This window comes from Paenibacillus sp. OAE614 (assembly GCF_040546645.1).
GTDB classification, from domain to species: domain Bacteria; phylum Bacillota; class Bacilli; order Paenibacillales; family Paenibacillaceae; genus Paenibacillus_AQ; species Paenibacillus_AQ favisporus.
Genome location: NZ_JBEPOD010000001.1, coordinates 52,074 through 76,419, shown reverse-complemented (window position 1 = coordinate 76,419; position 24,346 = coordinate 52,074). Strand labels below are relative to the sequence as shown.

Genomic DNA, 24,346 nt, shown 5'->3' with positions numbered 1-24,346 from the left:
CATCCATTACAGAGCGACTGCGCTGTGCTCCAGACTTTCAATATACTTCTCGCAATCGATTGCTGCCATACATCCGCTTCCGGCTGCCGTAATGGCCTGTCTGTAGCGGGTGTCCTGAACGTCGCCGCAGGCGAAGACGCCAGGGATGTTCGTTTCCGTCGTTCCCGGCTGCACAACGATGTAGCCGTTCTCGTCGAGCGTAATTTGGCCGCCTAAAAATCCGGTATTCGGGTGATGACCGATGGCAACAAACACGCCGCTTGCTTCGATCAGTTCCTCTTCACCTGTCTCGTTGTTCAGCACTTTGAGGCCTTTCACGCCGCGTTCGTCAGCCACAACTTCGAGCGGAGTACGGTTAAGTGCCCATTCCACCTTCTCGTTGGCACGTACGCGATCCTGCATGATCTTGGAGCCGCGCAGCTCAGTACGGCGGTGTACCAGCGTCACTTTGGACGCAAAGCGTGTCAGGAAGCCGGCTTCTTCGAGCGCGGAGTCGCCGCCGCCGACCACGATAATTTCTTTACCGCGGAAGAAGAATCCATCGCAGGTCGCACAGGTACTTACACCGCGTCCGACATTCTCCTGCTCCCCGGGAATGCCCAGGTATTTGGCGGTTGCGCCAGTGGACAGGATCAGCGTCTCGGTTTCGATATGGCCGATGCCTTCCACGTCAAGCTTGAACGGACGCGCGCCCAGCTCCACGTTGTTCACCCAGCCCGTGCGGAATTCAGCGCCGAAACGCTCCGCCTGCTTACGCATATTATCCATCAGTTCCGGTCCCATCACGCCTTCAGGGAATCCCGGAAAGTTCTCAACTTCCGTCGTCGTCGTAAGCTGGCCCCCAGGCTGCGGCCCTTCAATAATCAGCGGACTCATATTGGCCCGTGCCAAATAAATCGCTGCCGTCAATCCGGCAGGTCCTGTCCCGATAATTACGGATTTATACATAGGATCTCCCTCCAAGCTTCCCGTTCCCGGGCATCGTCCCTTAGCGGGTTCGTCCGGGATCTATTTATCATTTAATTTAAAATAATTATTATCTGATAATCATTATCATACATTTTTCATAAGATGTCAATAGATTAAGTATACATGCCTTTCCCCTGAATTGTGAACAATTTAATTTTTACAAATCGTTTAACAATTTCCTTCCGCGCAAAAAAGGAACCTCCGATTCTCCTTCGGAGGTTCCTTCAAATCTGAGCCGTTCCAGTCTCAATCCGTGCTTACCGCAGCAGACGGAGTCCGTTCAAAATGACAAGAATCGTGCTCCCCTCGTGGCCAACCACCCCGAACGGAAGGGCGATGCCGGCGGCAAAGTTGCTGACCATCAGCAGCAAAATCACCGACACGGCGAACACCATGTTCTGCTTGACGATGCGCCGGGCGCGGCGGGCGAGCGTAATCGTCGAGGCGATTTCCTCAATGTTGTCGTTCATCAGAACGACATCCGCCACCTCGAGTGCGGTGCCGCTGCCGTTCATCCCCATGCCCATGCCTACGGTGGCTGTAGCCAGTGCAGGCGCGTCATTCACGCCGTCGCCGACCATCACCACGTGGCCAAACTGCTCGCGCAGCCGTTTCACATGGTTGACCTTCTCTTCTGGCAGCAAATCGGCAAAGACGTAATCTACCCCGATGCTGCTGCCGATGGCGTTCGCCGTCAGGCTGTGATCCCCCGTCAGCATCGCGACCTTGACACCGATCGACTGCAGCTGCTTCACGGCCGCGGCCGCCTGTGGGCGTATCACATCAGCGAGTGCGACCAGCCCAGCAATCCGCTCTCCGTCCAGGATCACGGACACGGTTTTGCCGGCCGCGTTCAGCTCTTGGCGCTGCCGGAGCCATGCTGCATGTTCGCCGGACGGGTCGGCCTGATCCAGCATATCCGCCTTCCCGATGCGCCAGCGTCTGCCCTGAACCCAGCCTTCCATACCCCAGCCGGTCAACGAGGTCACCGATTCCGCTGAAGGCAGCATCGCTCCCTCTTCCTCGGCTTTCACCACGATGGCTTTAGCCAGCGGATGCTCGGACAGCTGTTCCACGGATGCGCAAATACCCAGAAGCTCCAGGCGGTCGTATCCGTCCGCCGGAATGAAATCCGTTACCTGCGGCGTTCCGAGCGTCAGCGTTCCTGTTTTGTCAAAAGCGACCACAGACGTCAGCGCCATGTTCTCTACATGCGCACCGCCCTTGAACAGAATGCCCCGGCGTGCCCGGTTGGAGATAACGGACAGCATCGCCGGCATAATGGAAGACACCAGTGCGCACGGCGAAGCTACCACCAAAAACACCATCGCTTTATAAAAGGAAGTTCCAAAGCTCCAGCCCAGCACAAACGGAGTCAGGAAAATGAGGACCAGCGTCGCCGCCACCACGATGCGCGCATAAATGGCTTCAAACCGCTTCATGAAACGCTGCGAATCCGGAACCTCGGTCTCGGCTTCCTCCACGAGCTTTACGATTTTGGCGAAGACGGTGGACTCCGCGGAACGCGACACCTCCACGTACAGCACGCCTTCCCCGTTCAGCGTTCCGGCAAACACCTCGTCGCCCGCGGCTTTGTCGGCCGGGACCGATTCGCCGGTGATGGACGATTGGTTCACCGAGGAGCTTCCCTTCTGGATGATTCCATCCGCCGGGATTAATTCTCCCGGTTTGACCAGGACCAGGTCGCCGATGGCCAGCTCCCCGATCGGAACGAGCTTCATCTGCCCGTCCTGAATCCGCAGCGCGGTTTCCGGCTTCAGCGCCATCAGCGATGAAATATCCTTTTTGCTTCGTTCGGTAGTGTAGCTTTCCAAAGCTCCGCTCAAGGCAAAGATAAAGATAAGCATGGCGCCTTCGTTCCAGTAGCCGATACTTGCGGCGCCCAGCGCGGCAGCCACCATCAGCAGGTTGACGTCCAGATCGCGCTCGTGGATCAGCGTTTCGACCCCTTCCTTCGCTTTCAGCCAGCCTCCTGCGGCATAGGACAGAATATACAGCACGATCGATACGACGGCCGGGGCGGACAGCCAGCTGGCTGCCCAGCCGCCCAGCATAAGCAGTCCGCTCGCTAGCGCCGCCTGCATTTCCGAATTGCGGATCAGCGAGCGTAGATCAAAGCGCCCTTTCTTTCCGGGACCGGGGCGGTTCAGATTGGCCTGACGCTGGATCGATTGAGCAGGAGCATTTCGTATGTTTTCCATGAGTGATCACCTTCCTAATGAGAATGAATAGCATTATTAGTCCCCTTAAAATGGCACATGCTGCTCCGGACTAGCCGGAGCAGCATGGTATGCGGATGGAAACGGAACGCCTCTGACGAACCTTTCTTCCTTCGCGATTGTTGTTTTTAAATGAGAATGATAATCATTTTTGCGTCGATACAATAATTTTGTGTTAAGGAAACTTTTTGTTAATTATAGTATACGCGCCCTCCCATAAAAAGTAAACGGGTATGCTATTTTTTACGAAAAAAAATAGGCTTTAATGAATCCGAAGCAGGCCTTCCCGCCCCAGTAATCATTAAGCCTATTGATTATTTATCCTATAAAGCGCGATGCTACGTTCTTCCCTGTGCGGATCTGCGCCTTAGTTCGTGCTGCCTTTCCAGGAGCTCCCACTGCGCTGCGGCGAGCCGCACGCCCGGCAGCTCGGAGGGAACCGTGCTGACCGCGTTCAGCCCCAAACGATAAACATAAGCGAGATCCGACGGTTTTACCGCCCCGGAGAGGCAGATTCGAATGGCCGGCTTCGTCCGGCGGATGCTGTACACCAGCTCCTCCAGCACGCTGTACGGAATGCCCGCACTGAGCACCTTTCCCCTCTCCTCTTCGCTGGCCAGGTATTCCATCAGCCAGGCCCCTTCATGCTTCCCGTTGATCACGATGAAATCTGCGAACCTGGCGATTTCCGCTGCCGCTGTTTCGCGAACGTCCCAATCCAGCATCGCTCCGACCCGGTATCTTAAGGATCTGCGCTGGTGACAAAGGGTTTCCTCGCCGACCCGATCGATAAAATCATGAATCCTATGAAAAGCCTCCCCGTCCTCCGGATAAGGAACCAGCAGTTCCAGACTGCAGTCGATCCTTTGCATTTGGCAGGACTGGGCGGCCCGAAACAGGGCTTCCAGCTGAATATCCCGGAGCATATCAATGTCCAGTGCCGCGTCGCCTTTCAGCTTACGGTAGTCTTTCAGGCGTTCGGACACGAGAGCCACCGTCAGCGGCGCTCCCTGCAGGCTGTGCAGGAGATTCACCAGATGCCCCTTCCACCGGTTCATCAGCCGCTCCTGAATCTCCCGTTCGCGGCCGTCAACTCCCGGATCCCGATTGAGCCACTCCGCATAAATTTCCTTCAGATGGCCGGTTCTCAGCCACTCTTCTTCCCGAAGCAGCACTAGACCGGCCGCTCCGTCCAGGCGTTCGTTTTGCCGGTACAGGTAAGGAGCTTCCTCCGTATATACCCGCAAACTGCGCATGGAATCACTCCAATCCAGCAGCATTTCCGGGGTCGTGCCTTCCTCTGGCTTGGACCGGTATTCCTCCGCTTCCTGAAGAATTTCCCCAATCCGCTCGGAATCCGCGGACAGAAGCGCCTTCTCCCTTGTAATCGAGCCGATGGATGCAAGCTCTACCAGGGATGCGATCTCGGGAAGGGAGCCTGCCCTTGCGTAGTCTCCGGCATCTTCCAAGTGGGGGGCATCCGATTCCTGGCGGCCGTTCTCCTCTTCCCTGCCGGAACGCCGGTCACGAGCGGTCCCGCCCATTTGTCCGCATGCCGGCTGGTGAACCGCTTCCACACCGCAAGGTGCGGGGCAGGAGCCGAATTGGCAGAAGCTGTTCTGACACCGTTCACCCTTCATTTTTGGCTGTCCACCCTCTCTTCAGAGATAAATGAGCTTCCACTTGCGTAAAGTGCTATACAGAATGAACTCAAGAAATGCATGTTGAAAGGCTTGGATAAGCCGTTACAATGAGGGTTTTCATTCGAAACTTGAGTTCAATCTATATACCCTACAGAATATTAGCCGAAAGGGCGAAATATACGGAATTTGCGCGGTTTCCCAAGGAAAGCCTGCGGGCGGAGAGCTCCAATTGGGCAAGCTTACGATTCAGAACACAAAAAGCCGCCTCAAACGAGGCGGCTGATCAGGATAAGGACGGAATTTAACTACTATAGCTTTGTATAGCTTTGGATGGCTTAAGCTTGCTGGCTGGCCTCAATGGCCTGCTCCAGATCGTGCAAAATATCGTCAATCGCTTCCGTACCGATCGACAGCCGCAGCATTTCCGGATTCACCCCGGCGGCCACCTGCTCCTCTTCCGACAGCTGCTGGTGCGTGGTGCTGGCCGGGTGGATGATCAGCGACTTCGAATCGCCGACATTAGCCAAGTGGGAGAACAGCTTCACGTTCTCGATCACCTTGCGGCCTGCTTCCGTGCCGCCCTTGATGCCGAAGGTCAGAATCGCTCCCTGTCCCTTCGGCAGGTACTTCTTCGCCAGCTCATGCGAAGGATGGCTTGCGAGGCCGGGGTAACTGACCCACTCTACCGCATCGTGGCTTTCCAGGAACTGCGCGACTTTCAGCGTATTTTCGCTGTGCCGCTCCATCCGCAGGTGCAGCGTTTCCAGACCTTGAAGCAGCAGCCACGAGTTGAACGGGGAGATCGCCGATCCCATATCCCGGAGCAGCTGTACGCGCGCCTTGATAATGTAGGCAATCGGGCCGACAGCTTCCGTATACACGACGCCGTGGTAGCTTGGATCCGGCTCGGTCAGCCCCGGGAACTTGCCGCTGGCCGCCCAGTCAAACTTGCCGCTGTCGACGATTACGCCTCCGATGGACGTGCCGTGGCCGCCGATGAACTTCGTTGCCGAGTGAACGACAACGTCGGCACCGTGCTCGATCGGACGCAGCAGATAAGGGCTTGGGAAAGTATTGTCCACGATCAGCGGGATGCCGTTCTCATGGGCGATGGCGGCAACGGCCTCCACGTCAAGCACGTCCCCTTTCGGGTTGCCGATCGTTTCGGCGTACAGCGCTTTCGTCTTATCCGTAATGGCCGCGCGGAAATTTTCCGGGTTGCTGGCATCGACAAAGTGCACTTTAATGCCAAGCTTCGCCAGCGTATTGGCAAATAAATTATAGGTTCCGCCGTACAGTGTAGAGGACGAGACGATCTCATCCCCGGCGCCGGCAATATTCAGGATGGAGAAGGTGATCGCCGCCTGTCCGGAGGAAACCGCCAACGCTCCGGCACCGCCTTCCAGAGCTGCAACGCGCTGCTCAAATACGTCGGTGGTCGGGTTCATAATGCGGGTATAAATGTTGCCGAACTCCTTCAGAGCAAACAGGTTGGCGGCATGATCGCTGTCCTTGAATCCGTAAGACGTCGTTTGATAGAGCGGCACGGCACGCGAAAAAGTCGCAGGATCGATTTCCTGGCCTGCATGGACGGCGAGCGTTTCAATGGATAATGGGCGTTTCTCGGACATAGGTGGATCCTCCTTCATGTGACTGTGGAAAATGATTCCACACGCGAATTTTTTCATATTTTCTCATACTTTGTGAGGTTTGAAAAGAAGGAAATTATTATAAATCCGATAAAGTTTATTGGGATTATATGTCCGAGAACGTGAGACCCAAACGCAGCGCATGGACGGGCTGATCAAGAAAATCCAAATCTCAGCAAAAGTCCGGAAGTTCAAATCCCGATCAGATCGGATATAAACGAGCCCATCAGCAGGACGGCCATGACCGCAGCAGCCCATACCGCTTTGGCAGGAAAGGCGCTTCCGGCGATTTCCGGCGCGTTCCGTGCCCTTAACCGCAGTGACCGATAATACATGACTGCACCCACGGCAATAAGAAGAACTTCCAAAGCGCCGCTGATGAAAGGCCATTTCCATAAGCCGAACCCCATTAAAGGCAATGAGCCCAGATTTCCCGGCAGAATCGGCATGTCACTCCGGTGCACCAGCAGATCGAGCAGCCAGTGGCTGAAGACCACACCGCCGATAACCCCTGCGCTTCGCTTTCCCCATAGCCTCCAGGCTCCAAGGCCGGCAAGCAGGGCGATGATCAGCGCACTGACCAGCGAATGCGTATAGTCTGCATGGATAACGGCTCCGCCGTATCCTCCACCATCCGTTTCCACGGTTGTCTCCATTCCCGTAAGCAGCAGCGGCACAAAAATGACGTCGAGCAATTGCGTGCCCAGCATGATCGCCCACAGCGGAGTTTTGGGACTTGCGGCTTTGGCCGCTGCGGCGAGTCCAAAATGGCCTGCGAACATCTTACTCCCCCTCCTTTTTCGTCGTCCGGCCGATTCGGGAATCAAGCCAGCCGCAAACCACCGTAAACAAAAACATCAGAACGATAAAGCTCATCCATCAACCTCTCCCTTGCGGATCGTTATTTATCCTGCGCATGTTGCACGCGGAAGCCCAGCAGCAAAACCTCGATCGCTTCACGAAACGTGGGAAGCAGACGCTCCATCAATTCCTCGGCCGATTCTTCGGACAGCTGATAGGTGCCCACAATGCCATGAAGCAGGTAAAAATAAATCCGGGTGGCCGACAGCAGCCGCTCGCTTCCCTCCGGTAAATCCAGACACTGCCGGACAGCCTGCATCAGCAGACGGAACATCCCGTTACGGACGCGGTTAATCTCAAGTTCGGGCTCCGCTTCATCCACCCTTACGGAGCGTGCCTCAAAAAAGATGCGGTGCATATTGCGGTGAATCAGGCAAAAGCGGATAAAATCCAGGCTGATTTGCCTTAATGCTTCTTCCGGCTCCAGCTTTCCGGACACCTTTTCCTCAATCTGAAGCTGCAATTCCGTTAGCGCCGGGATGGACAGTTCGTGGAGCAGCGCCTCCTTATCTTCAAAATAAATGTAGATCGCTGTATGGGAGCAGCCGGCTTCCTTGGCCACTTCCCTCATGGTGACGGCATCGTACCCTTTGGCCGCAAAAAGCCGCCCGGCCGCATTCAAAATGTCCTGCTTGGTTTGTTCGGATCGAACTTGTTTTTTTCTGGGCATCTGGGTGTTTGTTCCTTTCGGTCTTTTTTTAACTAACCAACGGTTACTTAATCTGTATGTCATAAATATAACCAACGGTTACTTTTGAGTCAATCCTTTTTTTAGGAGATCAGAAAGTATAAGTTTCGGAGCTTCTGCTTCCTGATCCCGCAAGAAAAACTTCCTCTAGACGCGGTCTGTCTTCTTTGAAGGTACGGCGATAGACGTTTTTCTTAAGAGATCAGAAAGTATAAGTTTCAGAGCTTCTTCTTCCTGATCCCGCAAGAAAAACTTCCTTTAGACGCGGTCTGTCTTCTTTGAAGTACGTCGATAGACGTTTTTCTTCCCTTTTTTCGTTGTCCTTTTGCGCCTGCCCCGGGCGCCTTATTGAACTTGCAGGCAAAAAAAAGAGCAGCCGCGTCGCGGCTGCCATAAAAAAGGAATCCTGAGAGTTATAAAGAGAGTAATCGATGCCGAATTAAGCGAATGAATGGTTGCACATTCGGATCACATAATCCTATCGATTGATAAGTAAGAGCTTATTGGATATAAGCTTACTTTTAATAAGTGCATGGAAAAGTATATATCTTCCACAAGCGGTTTGTCAAGCACATACCGTCCCCATGGAACCCCTCCGGTGAAAGTTGACGGTATCTTAAAATCAAACTAACATGTCATTAGGACCAATTAAATGCATGAACGGACGTTTCGAGCCGATCCGGCTTGTCCGTTGCCTCCAGGAGGGAGATTAATTTGCATTCTACATCTACAGAACTCGCGACCCGATATTTTGAATTGATGGACAGACTTCCAAGAATTATAGATTATGCCGGTCTGGTTCGCCAGGTGAAGCTAAGCACGACAGAATCGTTTATACTTCAATATTTGCAAAATAGCGGCAGCCAGCGCGGAACAGACATCGTCAAGGTCACCGGCCTGACCACCAGCGCCATTACGCAAATCTGCGACAAGCTGGAGCAGGAAGAGCTCATTGTGCGCAGCCGCAGTGAGCAGGACCGCCGGTTCGTTAACATCTCGATTACGGACAAAGGTTCTGCGCTGCTGAAAAAGCTGGCGGAAATGAGCGCCGTCCGTATCGTCGAAACGCTGGGAAATTTGACGGACGAAGAAACCGAGCATCTGCTGGACACCATCCGTCAGCTTGGCGAGCTTATCCAGCTGCAGCGGAATGAGCGGCAGGCACAGTGATCCCCCTCATCATGTGGATCCGAAGCAACGAGTTCGAATCCGAAGAAAAAGGGCTCTAGAAGCGTTGTACTTTCGAGAACAAACCCAATAAAAGCACCCTGAATTGCGGCGGCACGCCGGCAAAACAGGGTGCTTTGTCAATATATCCGGGCATGACCCGCCACGGGAGTGCACGCTCAAGGAAGCTTGCGGGAGGTCACCTTCGCCTGGGTGAACAGCAGCAGGTAATCATGCCCGCCGGCTTTCGAGTCGGTCCCGGACATGTTGAAGCCGCCGAAGGGCTGGCCGCCAACGAGCGCACCGGTACACTTGCGGTTGACATACAAGTTGCCGCAGTGCATTCGTTCCAGCGCAGCCGAGATCCGGTTCTCGTCCGTCGAAAAGAACGAGCCGGTCAGTCCGAACTCCGTATCGTTATAAATCTCGATCGCCTCCTCCCAATCCCGAGCAGATACGACCGCCAGCACCGGTCCGAAGATCTCCTCCTGCATGATCCGTCCCTTGACCGGAACATCGGTAAAGATGGCCGGCCGGATATAATACCCGGCTTCCCCGACCTGTTCCCCGCCGGTCACGAGACGCCCTTCTTCCCTGCCGATCCCAATGTACTCCAAAATTTTGTCCCGCGACTTCTCATCAATGACCGGTCCGACCGGCGCGTTATCCTCTGCAGGTCCCACCTCCAGCAGGTTGGTCAGCTCCGTCACGCGGGCAAGCACCTGATCATAGACCGACTCGACGATGATCGCCCTCGACCCGGCGGAACATTTCTGCCCCTGGTAGCCAAAGGCCGAGACCACGATGGCCTTCGCCGCTGCTTCCAGATCCGCCGTCTCGTCCACCACGATACCGTCTTTGCCGCCCATCTCGGCGACGACCCGCTTGATCCAGATCTGCCCCTCAGCCTGCTCCGCGGCCAGCTTGTTGATCCGGAGGCCAACCTCCTTCGAGCCCGTGAAGCTGATGAACCGTGTCTGCGGATGCGCCGTCAGGTAATCGCCGATGACGGCCCCGCTTCCCGGCACAAAGTTGATGACCCCGTCCGGGAATCCGGCTTCCTTCATCAGCTTGAAGAACTGGTAGGCGATAACGGACGTGTTCGATGCGGGCTTGAGCAGGACGGTGTTGCCGGTCACCACCGCGGCCGTCGTCATGCCGGCGCATATGGCCAGTGGGAAATTCCACGGCGGGATAATAATGCCGACGCCCAGCGGGATGTACTGCAGCCGGTTCTCTTCTCCCGGCACCCGCGGCAGCGGCTGGTGCAGTGACGTCTCGCTGAGCCGGACAGCTTCCCTGGCGTAATACTCCATAAAATCGATCGCTTCCGCCGTATCCGCGTCGGCCTCAGCCCAGTTTTTACCGGCCTCGACGACCATCCAGGCGGAAAACTCGTGCTTGCGCTGGCGCAGCAGGGAAGCCGCCTTGAGCAGCAGCGCCGCCCGCTCGGTGGCCGTCGTTCTTTTCCAGGTGGCAAAGGACTTTTGCGCCTGCTGCATCGCCTGCTCCGCAAGGTCGGTACCGGCCTGGCTCATCCGGCCGACCACCTCCCGCACATGGCCGGGATTCCGCGAGACCAGCTCCTCCTCCGTGTATACCTCTTTTCCGCCGATCACGACAGGATAACGATGTCCCAGCTGCCCTTTCACGGCGGCCAAAGCTTTCAGAAATGCTTCGCGGTGCTCCGGCTGGTTAAAATCGGTGAAGGGCTCATTTTGAAATGCGGCGCTCCAGGCAAACGAGTTCATGGCTACCTCACTCCCTTTTTACTTAAAAGTATTTTTGAGCACAAACCAGACATTGGCCGGCCGTTCCGCCAGCCTGCGCATGAAATATCCGAACCAGTCCACGCCGAACGGGACGTATACCCGGAACCGGTAGCCCTCCTCGACAAGCTTCAGCTGCAGTTCCTCGCAGATGCCGTACAGCATCTGAAACTCGAAGCGGGAGCGCGGAATCCCCTCCTCTTCGATGAACCGTTTGACCTCGCTGAGGATCCGCTCGTCATGGCTGGCGATCGCCGTGTAGCTGCCGGACTGCAGGTGCATCTTGATCAGGCGAATCAAATTGTCGTCCACGTCTTCCTTCCGGGGATACGCGACGCTTGCGGGCTCCTTGTACGCCCCTTTCACCAGGCGTAGATTGACCCCTTGGGCCCCCAGTTCCTTCACATCCTCCTCCGACCGGTACAAATACGACTGGATGACGATACCCACATTGTCATACCCGCCCCGCAGCTTCTTCAGCATGTCGATCGCCGGCTGGCAGTGGGCGTGGTCCTCCATGTCGATCCGCACGAACAGTCGGTAGCTCTGCGCCCTGGCCAAAATTCTCCGCATCAGCTCAAAGCACAAGTCCGGGCTCAGATCCAGACCGAGCGACGTCAGCTTGAGCGACAGGTTGGCCTGCACCTTGGACCGATGGATCGCATCCAGCGTTTTGAGGCACATGTCGGCCGTCTCGCGCACTTCCTCCTCGCTGCTCGTGAACTCCCCCAGGTAATCGAGGGTGGCCATCCGCCCGCTGGCGTTCAGCTTGCGGACGGCGTCGATCGCATGCTCGATCGATTCGCCTGCAACGAAGCGCCTGGCCCCGAGCCGGAGTCCGTACCGTTTGGCCCAGCGGTTCGCCGCCCGGTTTTTGGCCAGCGTCAAAAACAAAGACTTCATGGCTTTCTCCAAGGTGACGCCTCCTTTCGCCTACAAAATCCGGCTGCCGAACAAGGAGCTAAGCAGCTCCACCGCCAGCTTCGACGTCTGGTTGTTCCGGTCAAGGCTGGGATTGACCTCCACCATATCCACAGACGTGATGAGGCCGGATTCGCTCATCAGCTCCATGGCCAAGTGGGCCTCGCGGTAGCTGAGCCCGCCGCGGACCGGCGTGCCCGTTCCGGGCGCCTCAAACGGATCGACACTGTCGATGTCGAAGCTGACGTGCAGGCCGTCCGTGCCGGTCCCGGCGATCCGCAGCGCCTCCTGCACGACATGCTCGATGCCCAGCCGGTCGATCTCATACATCGTGAAGCAGGTGATGCCCCGCGAGCGAATGAGCGTCTTCTCGTCCCGGTCCAGATCACGGGCACCGATGATGACGCAGTTCTCAGGCTTCAGTTGAACGGCACCGGGCAGGATCTGCGTCAGCTTCAGCTGCGTCAGGCCCAGAGCGGCCGCCAAGGGAATGCCGTGCATGTTCCCGGATGGGCTGGTGATCTCGGTGTTCAGGTCCGAATGGGCATCCACCCAGATGACGCCCATGTTCGGGTAGTGCCGGCTGAGCCCGGCCAGCGAGCCCATGGCAATGCTGTGGTCCCCCCCAAGCATGAGGGGAATGCTGCCGGCCGAAGCCGCCGATACCGCCTCCCGCGCCAGCTGTGAGCAGACTGCCATGACCTGGTCCACATGCTTCATACGCGTGGTGGGATAGGGCGTCAGGCTGGAGGGCAGCTGGATCCTCCGCCCGGCGTCCACATCGTAGCCGAGCTGCTCCAGCTTTTTGACCAGACCGAACTTCAGGATGCTGTCCGGCCCTTGCTCGCTTCCCGGCCTTCCCGCCCCGTAACCGAACGGTACGCTGATAATCGAAATGGTTGGTTGCCCCATACGTTTTCACGCCCTTCCTTGACCGGTGAATACCTCCCCAATTCGGCTGAGCGCAAATTCTAGTTCTTCTTCGGACAGGATGAGCGGCGGCGCAAACCGGATCGTGGTATCATGGGTTTCCTTGCATAACAGGCCGATACGGGCCAGCGCCTCACAGTAAGGTCGGGCCGGCACAGACAGCTGCAGCCCGATCAGCAGGCCGCGCCCGCGGACCGAGACGATATCGGGATGGGAGATCGATGTAAGCTTTTTCATAAACAGGCGCCCAAGCGTTTCGGCACGCTCCGCCAGCTTCTCCTCCTCCAGCACATCCAGCGCAGCGGCCGCCACCGTGGAAGCCAGCGGATTGCCGCCAAAGGTCGAGCCGTGCGAACCCGGTTCAAACACGTCCATGATCTCCCGGTCTGCCGCGACGGCCGAAACGGGCAACACGCCCCCGCCGAGGGCTTTGCCCAGAATGTACACGTCCGGAACGACGCCCTCCCAATCGCAGGCAAAGCGGCGTCCGGTCCTGCCGAGCCCCGTCTGAATTTCGTCGGCCATCAGCAGCACCTGATGACGGCGGCACAGCTCCCGCACCTGGGTTAAATAGCCTTCAGGCGGCATCACGATCCCTGCCTCACCCTGAATCGGCTCCACAAGAAAAGCCGCCGTGTTCGGCGTAATGGCCTGCTCCAGAGCGGAAGCATCGCCATATGGGATGATCCGGAAGCCGGGTGTGAACGGCCCGAAATCCCGTTTATACGCCTCTTCGGAGGAGAACGAGGTGACGCTCAGCGTACGGCCGTGAAAGTTTCCGGTACAGACAATGATCTCGGCTTGATTCTCCGGAATGCCCTTGATCCGGTAGCCCCAACGCCTAGCCATTTTCAGCGCGGTTTCCACCGCTTCGGCGCCCGTATTCATCGCCAGAATCTTGTCCTTGCCGGTATATGCCGCCAGCTTGCTCACGAAGATGCCGAACGCCTCGCTCTGAAACGCCCGCGATGTAAGAGTCACCTTCCCGGCCTGTTCCTGCAGCGCCTGCATGATTTTGGGGTGCCTGTGACCGTGATTGAGGGCGGAATATGCGCTGAGCATATCCATATACCGATGTCCGTTCAAATCCTCAACCCATACGCCCTCCGCCTTATGAATGACGATCGGCAGCGGATAGTAGTTGTTGGCGCTGTGCTCATCCATCATTTGCAGAATCTCGTCTGTCGTTGCCATGGCTGCACATCCTTCTCTTGGCATCATGTTCTCACCCTATGTGTATTGCTTTCCGATTCATTTCATGTTTGTAAAAAATCCCGTAACAGGCGTATGCTAAATAACCCGACGGGCGGGCTTTTTTCCAAAAGAAAAAGCACCTCCGATTTCACGTTCTACCGTGAATCGGGGGTGCTTGGCCGATGGCTTCAGTTCCATTAAATTATTGCTTGGACTCCAGCGTTTGAAGGTATTCCGATACTTCACCAGGCGTTTTGGCGAATTTGCTGTGCAGATGGGCGATTTTCTTCCCGTCCTTGTACACAAGCAAACTTGGGATGCCGCGCACATCGTTCTGGGAAGATACTTCTTCCAACTGCTCTACATCCAGTGCATAAAATTTCTTATCCGGATGTTTGGCCATAATGTCCGGCATAAATTTATCGAGTGTCTTGCAGTCCGGGCACCAGGTTGCATCGTACTTGATGACCGTGATGCCGTCCCCTTGAATCAGTTCGTTATATTGGGCTTCCGTTTGAATGCGTTCCATCATCCTATCCCCTTTGTCCATTAGTCGGTATACAGCGGTCCGGCAGGCTGCCGGACACCAGGCGATGTAAGTGTAACCAAAATCATTACAATTCAGCCGTTACCTGTATTGTATCCGTTTATGAACGATTTTGCAAAGGACTTACATGGAATGCATTTCATGTCCCGTTACCGGAACTTCTCCGGCAGGGACCGAATGGCTGAATATAGCTGCAGCGCAGAGGGTCACGACCGGCAGGATAATATACAGCATCCAAAAGGACAGCCGGATCGGCATCAGAGCGGGCACCTGTCCAGCTCCTTCCGCCCGCTCTTCTTCGTCCTCAGCCTCCCGGGCCTTGTATTTCTGGTTATGAATCAAATACATGACCATGGCGGTCATCGCAATAAACAGCGCATCCATAATAAACAGCATGACGTCCCATCGGGCCCGGGGAATCATCTCGCCGAGCATAGCGCCGTGCAGTCCGCCCATGATCCCCCCGCCGATGCCCTCAATGACCGCCAGCAGATGGAGCGGCTTGCCGACCAGGTAGCCAATCGCAAAGCAAAACAACACCGACAGGCCGGTAGACAGTACGAGGTCGCCTGCAAACATCATGCCCAGGATGACCCCGATCGTCAAATTGGAGATCAGCCCTGTCGTCATCGCCACCATGTTGCCGGTCATGTTCAAAAGATGCTTCCGGTGAATTTGGACATACCCGATACATACCGCCGTATACACCAAGACCATCACCACGCTAATATTTAACAGCATGAAGCAAAACCCGCCTTTCTGGATGCGGCTTTTCAGGTTTGGCCGCCCCGCCCCTTCCGCCTTTTTCCGATGATTCAGCTATAAACAGCCTATTCGGAAGAGCACCGTAATATTCAGGAAGGAAAGTGCTGCAGCAGGTCAAGAAAGGGCGAAGCCCCCGTCGTTGACGGAGGCTTCGGCTGATCATGGTGACTGAGGACTGATGCACAATCTAAGGATATATTTTTTCGCCTTTTTCCAGCATGTCGATAAACTGGTCGATTCGTTTAGCCCTCGTTTCGGGCTTCTTGGCGCTTTGGACCCGGAATAAGACGGCGTATTTGTTGCGGCTGTCCAGCGTCGCAAAAAAGGCTGCCGCATCCGGATGCTCCTCGAACTTCCGCTCCAGATCCTCGGGAATTTGCGACCGGCTCTGGGATGCATAAGCCTGCTCCCATTGGCCTTTTTGTTTGGCTTCCTCGATCGCCGCAAGACCGGCCGGCTTCATGCGTCCTTCTGTGACAAGGCGCTCAGCCTTCTCCTTGTTGATCTTGGACCAGATGCTTCTCGGCCCGCGCGGGCCAAACCGCTGGATCCAATACGTATCGTCCCAGGCCTCCTTGCGGCTGTCGATCCAGCCGTAGCAGAGTGCAATCTCTAATGCTTCGTCATACGTGATGGATGGGATGCCGGATCCCTTCTTGGCCATCTGCAGCCGAATGCCGCGTGACTCGGCATGATGCGCTTTGAGCCACTCCTCCCATGCCTGCTGACTCTCAAAAAAGATCACGGGCAGTTCTTCCCGCCCATCTCCTGTTTTACTGGACATAAGTCGGTCTGCTCCTCCTTTAATCAGGAATGTGCCGAACGCCTGCTTCCCTGCTTATTTCCACGCCCGCGGATGCGTATCCTGGACCATATCGAGGTCCGCAGCGGCCGCATTGGCTTCGACCTGCTCCGGGCTCTTGCAGCCCGGGATCACGCAGTCCACGGCGGGGTTCTGCAGGCACCAGGCCAAGGCCCACTGGGCCATGCCCACGCCTTCGGGCACCTCGGTCCGCTGGATTTCCTCCACCTCGCGGAGGCGGGCATCGATGTTGTCGCGTTCATGCCGTTTGCGCACGTTATCCTGGAACACGGCGCCGGGCTTGTACTTGCCGCTTAGATAACCGCTGGCCAGCGGCACTCTCGCAAGCACGCCCAGATCCTGCTCGGTGCAGGACGGAAAGACACGCTCTTCCGGTTTCCGGTCGAGCCGGTTGTACACGACCTGAATCGCTTTGGCGTTCAACTCGGTCGCCCGTGAAGTCTGCTCCAGGTTATCGTTGCTGCCGATGGAAATGCCGAGGTTGCGGATTTTCCCGGCCTGCACCTGCTTGTCCAGCAGTGTCCACAGATCGTCATTGTGAAATACTTCATCCGAGCCCGAGTGGAACTGGTACAGATCGATATAGTCCGTTTGCAGCGCTTTCAAGGACTCGTCCAGCTGGACGAGAACCTCATCTGCGGACCAGGCGTTTTCCCAGTGGTCATGCCAGCGGTGGCCGAATTTTGAAGCCACGACCCAGTCCTCACGGCGGTCCCGCTTCAGAAAGTTTCCGATGAAGCTCTCGGACAGATGATGCGGACCATAGCATTCCGCCGTGTCGATCAGGTTGATGCCCAGATCCTTCGCCTTGTGCAGAATGGCGTCCACCTCCTGCTGGTTAAAGTCCTTCCCCCAGTCTCCTCCGAACTGCCATGTTCCTACACCGACCACCGATACCTTCAATTCCGTTTTTCCAAGCCGTCTGTATTTCATTCTCAAGCCACCTCTCCTGTGAATAGGTTTGCATTTTTGGCGCTGCATAGCTTCCGCCGGGCGATACACATGTTATTTTTGAAAAACGATGCTGTAATACTTGTCCGACCACGGCTGCCTGCTGAGCACCTTGAGGCCAAGCTCCTCTCCCATGCGGGCCATGTCCGATGAGGAGATGCGATGATCCGACGGCGGTTCGCTATCCGGATAAGCCCATTCCACGCAGAGCGCCTTGCCTCCTTTTTTGAGAACACGCTGCACTTCCTTCAATCCCTGCTCATGCGGCTCGGCAATATGCAGAATGAGGGACAGGATCATCACGTCCACGCTTTCATCCCCTAGCGGAATCTGTTCTGCCGTTCCCTGAATCAGCCGAATATTCGTAACGCCCCGCTCTTCCGAACGGGTCTTCAGCATGTCCAGCATCTGCGGATGGGTATCCAGCGCATAGACCGTTCCGGAAGTTCGTGCCGCCGCCGGAAACGTGAAGTACCCGCTGCCTGCCCCCACATCCAGCAGGTCCTCGTGCCCGGACAACTCCAGCAGGTCCAGCAGCTTCTCCGGGGGAAGCTTCTCCAGGCGTTCCGGGCTCTCCAGCCGCGCGATCAGCGTCGGGTCGTACTCTTCTGCAGCCACTTGCTCATCCTCCTTGTCGGATATCCCCATATGAGGTATCACCCTTATTTTCTTCATCCTACCATTATCAGCCATAGAGACACAATCGCCTAACCGTCATGCCCCGGAGAAAACTCCGGATCCCAAGCCTTCCTCCTGTAGGACTCAAGTAAGGCGTCCAAGGGATGGGTAACGACCCAGGTATGGATGCTCAGGCCGGGGAAATGAAATTGACTGAGAACGGCTGAAAAACTTCGGATCAGGCGGGTATTTCTAACGATGCAAAATTTTTGACGATGCAAAGGATGCAAAGGATGCAGGGGATGCAAAGCAAAAAGGCAGCCTGTTCAGGCTGCCACATGGAATTTTCTCCTGGTTTTGCAAGTATATCCTGTGCTAATCCGGTTCTCTCTCCGAATGCTGTACCGAATCACCGGTTTCTGCACTTTGCCGCTCCGAGTCACCGGTTCCCGCATCCTCCTGCTCCGCACACGGGAAGCATTTCAACGACTGGTCCACCAGCACCACGCCATTCAAAAAACCGTTCTCGCAATAAATGTCCCTGCCGCAATCGCGGCATTTGCCGATCCATTCGCGCATCGGGCAATCCCTCCTGACCCCGCGATTCTAACCGCGGCTGGTGTAATCCATCTTTTCCAAGTGGAGCTAAGATCAGGTTACCTCGTTTGAAGTCTTTCACGCAACGGATATGCTGTGGATATACTGTTGATTTGCTGTGGATATGATGTGTATATGATGTGGATATGTTGTGAAACGCTTCGGAGGTGCGGAAGATTTTGCATCAACGACTCCGAAATCCCCTTGTTTTCGCGACGTACGGCCGACCGCTCGCCTGTATTACAACATCTGCCGCCCCTTCTGCCCAATGTCCTAATTACATCGTCTGCCCTGCATCCACCGTAATGACCTGCCCGGTCAGCGAATCCTGTTCGACCACGGCACAGATCATATGGGCGATATCTTCGGGCGAAGAAATCCGGTTCAGCAGCAAGGAGCCTGCCAGCTGCTCCATCTGCTGCTCGCGCCCAGCCCACCATCGGGTGGCCACCGCACCCGGCGCGACGCTGCTCACGCGAATCTCCGGGGCCAGCGCCCGGGCGAGCGAGCGGGTCAGACCATGCACCGCGGCCTTGGACACGGCATACGGCAGCGAAGAGCCGCTGCCCGTAATGCCCGCGATGCTTCCCAGGTTGACGATAACGCCTCGCTTTTGCTTTTTCATCTCGGCAGCTGCCGCCCTGGCGCAGTAGAACATCCCTTTCACGTTGACCTGGTAGAGCTCATCCCACGCCTCATCGTTCACGGATTCCAGGTCATTCATGGCAATATACCGGGTAATGCTGGCGTTATTAATCAAAATATCGACCGAACCGAACTCCCTGGCGGCTCTGCCTACCATCGCCTGAACCTCTGCCTCTTTAGCTACATTTGCTTGGACCGCAACGGCTGTGCCGCCGCCCTCTTGAATGGTCCGCACCGTTTCCTCCGCGTCTTCCCGCGACCGGGAGTAATTGACGACCACGCGGGCTCCCCGCTTCGCCAGCTCGATTGACACCGCTTTTCCGATCCCTGTTCCTCCGCCTGTGACGATCGCTGTTTTATGCTGAATGTTCATGTGATCAGCTCTCCTTTCAAATTCCTAAATTGGGCCAGAAGTTTATTGATGTCTTTCCGAAATCCAATCACGGGACCATCTGTGCGATGCCGTTGCCGAACGACCAGTCTTCTGCCGTATTTTCCGTTAAAATGATCATGACGTCCTGCGGCCGGATGCCCGCCGATTGCTGCAGCCTTTCTGCGATGGCGGCATACAGCGCCTTTTTCTTTGCGAGCGTCCGCCCCTGCTTCAGCGTAATCTGTATAAATATCTGTCCGTCGGACCGTTCTACATTTAAATAACTGCGGTCATACAGCAGCTCCCCTGCCCTATGCCGGGTAATAACCTGAAAATAGTCGTCTTCCGGAACGTCGATCGTATCCACCATCGCCTGATGAATGGAGCGGCTGATAACAGCCAGTTCTTCTTCCGAGGGCCCCTGCCCTATGTCAATCCGTACAAATGGCATGTTCCATAACCTCCTGTAGCTTCCGTTTTCTTTCTGCCGGCAATGATATTGTAATCCCGGGGATCATATTTGTATAATTGAATTAAATAAACGACTAATTCAAAAATATTGAACCATACAGCAGGAGGCAAAAATATCATGGACCTGAAAGCTGTCAAAACCTTTCACCGGATCGTCGCCCTTGGCGGCTTTAACCGGGCGGCCGAAGAACTGAATTACGCCCAGTCCACCGTCACGATGCAAATCCAGAAGCTCGAGTCGGAGCTCGGCGTCCGGTTGATCGAACGGGGCAAAACCTTTCAGCTCACCGAAGCAGGCCGCCTTTTTCACGAGCAGAGCGCACATATCGTCAAGGATGTGGAGCAGCTTCAAGGCACCATGAAGGAGCTGCTGTCGGGGGAAGCAGGCCATCTCCGTCTTGGCGTCGTAGAGCCCATTGCCAGCTACCGGTTGCCGGAGATCCTCGCTTCTTTTCTGCGCGATTACCCCAATATATGGGTATCCGTGACGATTGCCAGCTCGCCCCAGCTGAACGAACAGGTGCTGCGGGGAGATCTGGACATGGCGATTTGTTCTCCTCCCCAGCTCGGTGCCGGGCTTTATTATGAACCGCTGCTGACCGAACATTTTGTCGTCCTCATGCCGGAGGATCATCCGCTGGCTTCAAGGGAGCTCGTCACACCCGCTGATCTTAGAGGGCATCGCCTGCTGATTACGCAAGCCGACTGCCCTTACCGCCGGAAGCTTGAAATGATCATGCAGGAGCCCGGAGGCCCGCCTATGGATGCGATGGAAATCGGCAGCATGGCTGCGCTGAAATTTTACGTGCAGAGTGGATTGGGCGCTGCCCTAGTGCCGCTGACCGTCCTGCAGCCTGCACCTGCCGGAACAGTAATTCGTCCTTTTAAAGGCAATGCCGTCAACATCACCTGCGGTTATGTGTGCCGGTCGGCTGAATACCCGCCGCGCCTGGCCGCCTCCAGGCTATATGAGGCTCTGCAGCGGGGGCTGCCGCAGGCAGGGGCGGAGGAACCCTCCGAGGCATTCCGGCGGAATGCGTAGGTTTGATCCATGACAACATCAAGCCCACACAAAAAGGCCCATTTCCTCGAAATGGGCTTTTTAACATGGAATCATCCGCTTTAGTCCCCGTCCTCCTCCTCAAACAGCTCGCTCAGCACTCGCTTCCGGTTTTCAAGAAAACGGCGGGTGATAATATAGTGCATCGTATCTTCATATTGAACCTCTTGGGGAGGATGGACGTCAAAATTGATTATATCCGCATCGGGATAGCCCAGCAGGATCGGTGAATGGGTCGCGATGATAAACTGGGCCTCTTTCTCCAAATCCTTGATCACCTTCAGCAGCGCCAGCTGCCGCGCTGGAGATAAGGCCGCTTCGGGCTCGTCCAGCAGGTAGATAGCCTTTTTACCGAACCGGTGCTTGAACAGCGACAGAAAGGCCTCCCCATGCGACTGCTCATGCAGAGATCGTCCCCCGTAATAACGTAAGCTGGCAGGCATGGTGTCCAGATGGCTGGCAAAATGGTAAAACGTCTCCGCACGCAGGAAAAACCCGTTCGTTACTTTGGGCATCCAGGACAGCCGGATATGGTCGCCAAGCGCTGATTGGGAAGCATCCACCTCATACGCATTGTTTCTGCTCCCGCCTGCCGTGTTGAATCCGCACTGGTCGGCGATTCCTTCCATCAGCGTGGATTTGCCCGACCCGTTTTCCCCGACAAAAAAGGTAACGTTTCCCCGAAACGACAGGGACTCCAAATTCCGCAGCGCCGGAATGGAAAAGGGATACTCGTTCCCCTTGGTATGTTTATTGCGCAGAATGGTCAAGCTTCGTAAAAACATCGGTCTCCTCCCTTCAACATCGATCGTCCTACCCGATCTCCTGAATCACCTGCTCAATGCCGGACCTTATATCCGGCTCCTTGACGCTGGACACATTCAGCTTGAGAAGCGGCTCTTTCACAAACGAATCAAGATAACCCGCGTCTGCGGTTTCGACCCGAATGAACTTTCTCTGCAGCCGCTGGATCACCTGACGGGCACGGGCAGCATCCTCCAGCTTCAGATACGTATGGACACCCAGCTGCCGGGCCGGCTGGTAAGTATAACGAGACGATTGCGTACTCCCCGCATGCATCATGATCGTTTCATGCAGCAGGGCGGATCTTCGCCCATAACAGCTGCGCATTTTTTTGCGATGGCGCTCGAACATGCCGCTCTTGAGGTACAGCTCCAAGGCCGCCTGGGAGAGCATCGAGCTGTCGATATCCGCCAGTTTTTTAAATTGGTTGAAATCGTTCCGCAGCGCCTCCGGGAGCACGGCAACACCGATCCGCAGGCCCGGAAATATGATCTTGGAATAACTCTTTAAATAGACAACATGCGCGGAGTCGTCGTACGCATAGATCGGGTCCTCTTTGGCGTCCTGCTCCAGATCGGCCATGTAATCGTCCTCGATAATGTAGACGTCGTACTGGGCCGCCAGACGGGCGATAGCTTTCTTTTGCGACCGGTTATAAGATCCTCCCAGCGGATTGTGGAAGCGTGGCACCGTATAGAACCACTTGAACTCCCTGGTCTTAAACATCCGTTCCAGCTCATCCAGATCGATCCCGTCGCCCGACCGTCGGATCCCTTCTGCTTCCATGCCGTACGTCCTCAGGTACTCCATCAGCAGCGGATAACACGGCTGTTCCACCAGTACCCGGCGCCTGCCGTTCGGAAACGGAATACGCGCCAGCAGCCCCAGCGACTGCTGTACCCCGGACGTAATGAAGATACCGCGCTGATCGGTGAACACCTGGTAAGAGGCCAATTGGCGCTGCATCTCGCGGATCAAGGACGGCAGCCCCTGAGGCGTGCCGTAAATGAACAAGTCGTTGCGGTACATATCGATCGCTTTATTGATACAGTGCTGAAAATCCAGATACGGAAAAATATCCGGATCCGGCGCGGCTGCCGTAAAATCGATCCACCGGTTTCCCGGATTCTGCTTTTTTCCGGACCGCTTCATCACGTAATAACCGCTCTTGGGGGCGGCATAAATCAAATGCTTGTCCTGCAGCTCCTCCAGCGCGCGGATCACCGTGCTTTTGCTGCAATCATAGCGCTTTGACAGCTCCCGGATGGACGGCAGCCTGTCCCCTTCCCTATAGCCGTCACCCGAGATTTGCAGTTCCAAATCGTTGATCAGCTCGGCGTATTTATACATCGTAACGCCTCCTCCCCCGCTCTTTTGTACCGGTACAGATGATGATTATTGATATTGTAGCACAGCCGCGCCCCCCGTAAAATGGAACCATCAACAGGACCGGTCCATAAAGCGCGCGCAGTGATTAGGGAGGTCTGACTTTATGAATGCTTCTTCGAATAAAAAAGCGGTCGCGGCCGCGCTCATCAACGCTTTGATCATCGGATTGTCTTTTATTTTCGTCAAAATCGCGCTCAGCGTATCGGATCCGCTCGACACGCTTGCCCATCGCTTCACGCTGTCCTTTCTGGCGGCATCGCTGTTCGCCTTTCCCGGACGGGCCCGAATGAAGGAAGTCATGCCCCGGACAGCCGCGCTGCTTCCGCTGGCCCTTCTTTATCCTTCGCTGTTTTTTGCCTTACAGGCATTTGGACTGCTCTACGCCTCGTCTTCGGTGGCCGGGATCGTTCAGGCGGTCGTGCCGGTATTTACGATGATTCTGGCTGCGATCTTCCTTAAGGAGCACACGACGTTTGCCCAAAAAATGTTCACCCTGGTTTCGGTGGCCGGTGTCATTCTGATCTTCGCCGTGCCCGGGATCAGCATCTCCTCCGCCAGCCTTGGCGGTGTTCTGCTGATTCTCCTGTCCGCCCTGTCCATGGCGGGATATAATACAGGCGCCCGGAGGATGACCAAAACCTGGCGCCCAAAGGATATGACCTACATCATCACCTTCTTCGGCTTTGTGTTTTTCAACGCCATATCGGTGATTAAGCATGTATCTCAAGGGACGCTCAGCCAGTATTTCACGCCGTTCATGGAGCCTAAATTTCTTCTGGCCGTGCTGTACCTTGGCGTGTTGTCCTCCCTGGTCACTTCGTTTCTGACCAACTATGCCCTGTCCCGCATGGAGGCTTCCCGCGTCAGCGTCTTCGGCAGCCTCTCCACCGTCGTGACGATCGCCGGCGGCGTGCTGCTGCTGAACGAGCGTCTGGACTGGTACCACTGGGTGGGAGCTGTCCTGATTATCGGCGGCGTAATGGGTGTGAACCTGAAGCGGCGCCAGGGCGTACAGACGGACCAAAGCAAGCAGCTCGGAAGCTCCAAAGGATGACGTGTGTTGGGCTTTAACCTTAGTCGGCCACTTGGGCATGAAGGCAGTCCAAAACAAAACAGGCAGCACAGGAATCAAGGATCATGCGTGTCAGTCACTCTAACAGCAAAAAAACAGCTGCAATTTCCTGCAGCTGTTTTTCAGTATGGTTATTTCATCATTTTTACACTGATGATTTCATTTTTCTGAACGATGATTGCGCTGTTCTCGCGCCCCAA

General features: G+C 55.8%; 23 protein-coding genes. 3 read left to right on the top strand and 20 right to left on the bottom strand.

Annotated features, from left to right (window positions below; genetic code table 11):
* Positions 1–6 precede the first annotated feature (6 nt).
* The 6 genes from trxB to ABIE48_RS00335 all read right to left on the bottom strand — a co-directional run bounded on the left by trxB (position 7) and on the right by ABIE48_RS00335 (position 8,032).
* A complete protein-coding gene (gene trxB, locus ABIE48_RS00360; protein ID WP_076176148.1) occupies positions 7–948 on the bottom strand; it encodes a thioredoxin-disulfide reductase in 942 nt (313 codons plus the stop codon).
* Positions 949–1,226: 278 nt separating this feature from the next.
* Positions 1,227–3,191 carry a heavy metal translocating P-type ATPase gene (locus ABIE48_RS00355; protein ID WP_192717507.1) on the bottom strand — a complete coding sequence of 655 codons (1,965 nt, stop codon included), beginning with the start codon at positions 3,189–3,191 and terminating at the stop codon, positions 1,227–1,229.
* A 356-nt stretch (positions 3,192–3,547) separates the two neighbouring features.
* Positions 3,548–4,849: an aldolase/citrate lyase/malate synthase family protein gene (locus ABIE48_RS00350; RefSeq protein WP_145029814.1), complete on the bottom strand. Its 1,302-nt coding sequence runs from the start codon at positions 4,847–4,849 to the stop codon at positions 3,548–3,550.
* A gap of 338 nt (positions 4,850–5,187) precedes the next feature.
* Entirely contained in the window at positions 5,188–6,483 is a 1,296-nt protein-coding gene (locus ABIE48_RS00345; RefSeq protein ID WP_192717506.1) for a homocysteine synthase, read from the bottom strand.
* A gap of 209 nt (positions 6,484–6,692) precedes the next feature.
* Positions 6,693–7,283, bottom strand: a complete 591-nt coding sequence (locus ABIE48_RS00340) for a permease (protein ID WP_145029811.1) — start codon at positions 7,281–7,283, stop codon at positions 6,693–6,695.
* 119 nt (positions 7,284–7,402) lie between these two features.
* Positions 7,403–8,032, bottom strand: a complete 630-nt coding sequence (locus ABIE48_RS00335; protein ID WP_145029809.1) for a TetR/AcrR family transcriptional regulator — start codon at positions 8,030–8,032, stop codon at positions 7,403–7,405.
* Positions 8,033–8,764: 732 nt separating this feature from the next.
* Between ABIE48_RS00335 and ABIE48_RS00330 the strand changes: the two genes are divergently transcribed.
* Positions 8,765–9,220 (top strand): MarR family winged helix-turn-helix transcriptional regulator, encoded by a 456-nt coding sequence (locus ABIE48_RS00330; RefSeq protein WP_116234387.1) that lies wholly within the window; start codon positions 8,765–8,767, stop codon positions 9,218–9,220.
* 176 nt (positions 9,221–9,396) lie between these two features.
* Here ABIE48_RS00330 and pruA read toward each other — a convergent pair whose 3' ends face one another.
* The 12 genes from pruA to ABIE48_RS00270 form a co-directional block, all read right to left on the bottom strand.
* Positions 9,397–10,968 carry an L-glutamate gamma-semialdehyde dehydrogenase gene (pruA, locus tag ABIE48_RS00325; protein WP_145029807.1) on the bottom strand — a complete coding sequence of 524 codons (1,572 nt, stop codon included), beginning with the start codon at positions 10,966–10,968 and terminating at the stop codon, positions 9,397–9,399.
* An 18-nt stretch (positions 10,969–10,986) separates the two neighbouring features.
* On the bottom strand, positions 10,987–11,901 hold the full coding sequence (locus tag ABIE48_RS00320) for a proline dehydrogenase family protein (protein WP_192717505.1): 915 nt from the start codon (positions 11,899–11,901) through the stop codon (positions 10,987–10,989).
* Positions 11,902–11,919: 18 nt separating this feature from the next.
* Positions 11,920–12,819, bottom strand: coding sequence for an arginase (gene rocF / locus ABIE48_RS00315; protein ID WP_192717504.1), 900 nt, complete (start codon positions 12,817–12,819; stop codon positions 11,920–11,922).
* A 6-nt stretch (positions 12,820–12,825) separates the two neighbouring features.
* On the bottom strand, positions 12,826–14,031 hold the full coding sequence (rocD, locus tag ABIE48_RS00310) for an ornithine--oxo-acid transaminase (protein WP_145165042.1): 1,206 nt from the start codon (positions 14,029–14,031) through the stop codon (positions 12,826–12,828).
* Positions 14,032–14,233: 202 nt separating this feature from the next.
* Positions 14,234–14,560 carry a thioredoxin family protein gene (locus ABIE48_RS00305; protein WP_145029800.1) on the bottom strand — a complete coding sequence of 109 codons (327 nt, stop codon included), beginning with the start codon at positions 14,558–14,560 and terminating at the stop codon, positions 14,234–14,236.
* Positions 14,561–14,701: 141 nt separating this feature from the next.
* Positions 14,702–15,319, bottom strand: coding sequence for a hypothetical protein (locus ABIE48_RS00300; RefSeq protein ID WP_192717503.1), 618 nt, complete (start codon positions 15,317–15,319; stop codon positions 14,702–14,704).
* 211 nt (positions 15,320–15,530) lie between these two features.
* A complete protein-coding gene (locus tag ABIE48_RS00295; protein ID WP_192717502.1) occupies positions 15,531–16,127 on the bottom strand; it encodes a YdeI/OmpD-associated family protein in 597 nt (198 codons plus the stop codon).
* Positions 16,128–16,181: 54 nt separating this feature from the next.
* The gene (locus tag ABIE48_RS00290) at positions 16,182–17,099 is read right to left on the bottom strand and encodes an aldo/keto reductase (protein ID WP_192717501.1); all 918 of its coding nucleotides are present in this window, start codon (positions 17,097–17,099) and stop codon (positions 16,182–16,184) included.
* Positions 17,100–17,171: 72 nt separating this feature from the next.
* Positions 17,172–17,735 carry a class I SAM-dependent methyltransferase gene (locus ABIE48_RS00285; protein ID WP_192717500.1) on the bottom strand — a complete coding sequence of 188 codons (564 nt, stop codon included), beginning with the start codon at positions 17,733–17,735 and terminating at the stop codon, positions 17,172–17,174.
* Positions 17,736–18,110: 375 nt separating this feature from the next.
* Positions 18,111–18,314: a hypothetical protein gene (locus ABIE48_RS00280; protein ID WP_192717530.1), complete on the bottom strand. Its 204-nt coding sequence runs from the start codon at positions 18,312–18,314 to the stop codon at positions 18,111–18,113.
* 295 nt (positions 18,315–18,609) lie between these two features.
* A complete protein-coding gene (locus ABIE48_RS00275) occupies positions 18,610–19,350 on the bottom strand; it encodes an SDR family NAD(P)-dependent oxidoreductase (protein WP_192717499.1) in 741 nt (246 codons plus the stop codon).
* A gap of 67 nt (positions 19,351–19,417) precedes the next feature.
* Positions 19,418–19,801, bottom strand: coding sequence for a tautomerase family protein (locus ABIE48_RS00270; RefSeq protein WP_145029788.1), 384 nt, complete (start codon positions 19,799–19,801; stop codon positions 19,418–19,420).
* 138 nt (positions 19,802–19,939) lie between these two features.
* Between ABIE48_RS00270 and ABIE48_RS00265 the strand changes: the two genes are divergently transcribed.
* A complete protein-coding gene (locus ABIE48_RS00265; protein ID WP_192717498.1) occupies positions 19,940–20,863 on the top strand; it encodes a LysR family transcriptional regulator in 924 nt (307 codons plus the stop codon).
* Positions 20,864–20,943: 80 nt separating this feature from the next.
* Here the strand turns inward: ABIE48_RS00265 and ABIE48_RS00260 are convergent, their stop codons facing one another.
* Positions 20,944–21,666 carry an AAA family ATPase gene (locus tag ABIE48_RS00260; protein ID WP_145029784.1) on the bottom strand — a complete coding sequence of 241 codons (723 nt, stop codon included), beginning with the start codon at positions 21,664–21,666 and terminating at the stop codon, positions 20,944–20,946.
* 28 nt (positions 21,667–21,694) lie between these two features.
* Positions 21,695–23,035: an aminotransferase-like domain-containing protein gene (locus tag ABIE48_RS00255; RefSeq protein WP_192717497.1), complete on the bottom strand. Its 1,341-nt coding sequence runs from the start codon at positions 23,033–23,035 to the stop codon at positions 21,695–21,697.
* Between the two features lie 142 nt (positions 23,036–23,177).
* Here ABIE48_RS00255 and ABIE48_RS00250 point away from each other — a divergent pair, with 142 nt between their 5' ends.
* The gene (locus ABIE48_RS00250) at positions 23,178–24,128 is read left to right on the top strand and encodes a DMT family transporter (RefSeq protein WP_145029780.1); all 951 of its coding nucleotides are present in this window, start codon (positions 23,178–23,180) and stop codon (positions 24,126–24,128) included.
* Positions 24,129–24,346 lie beyond the last annotated feature (218 nt).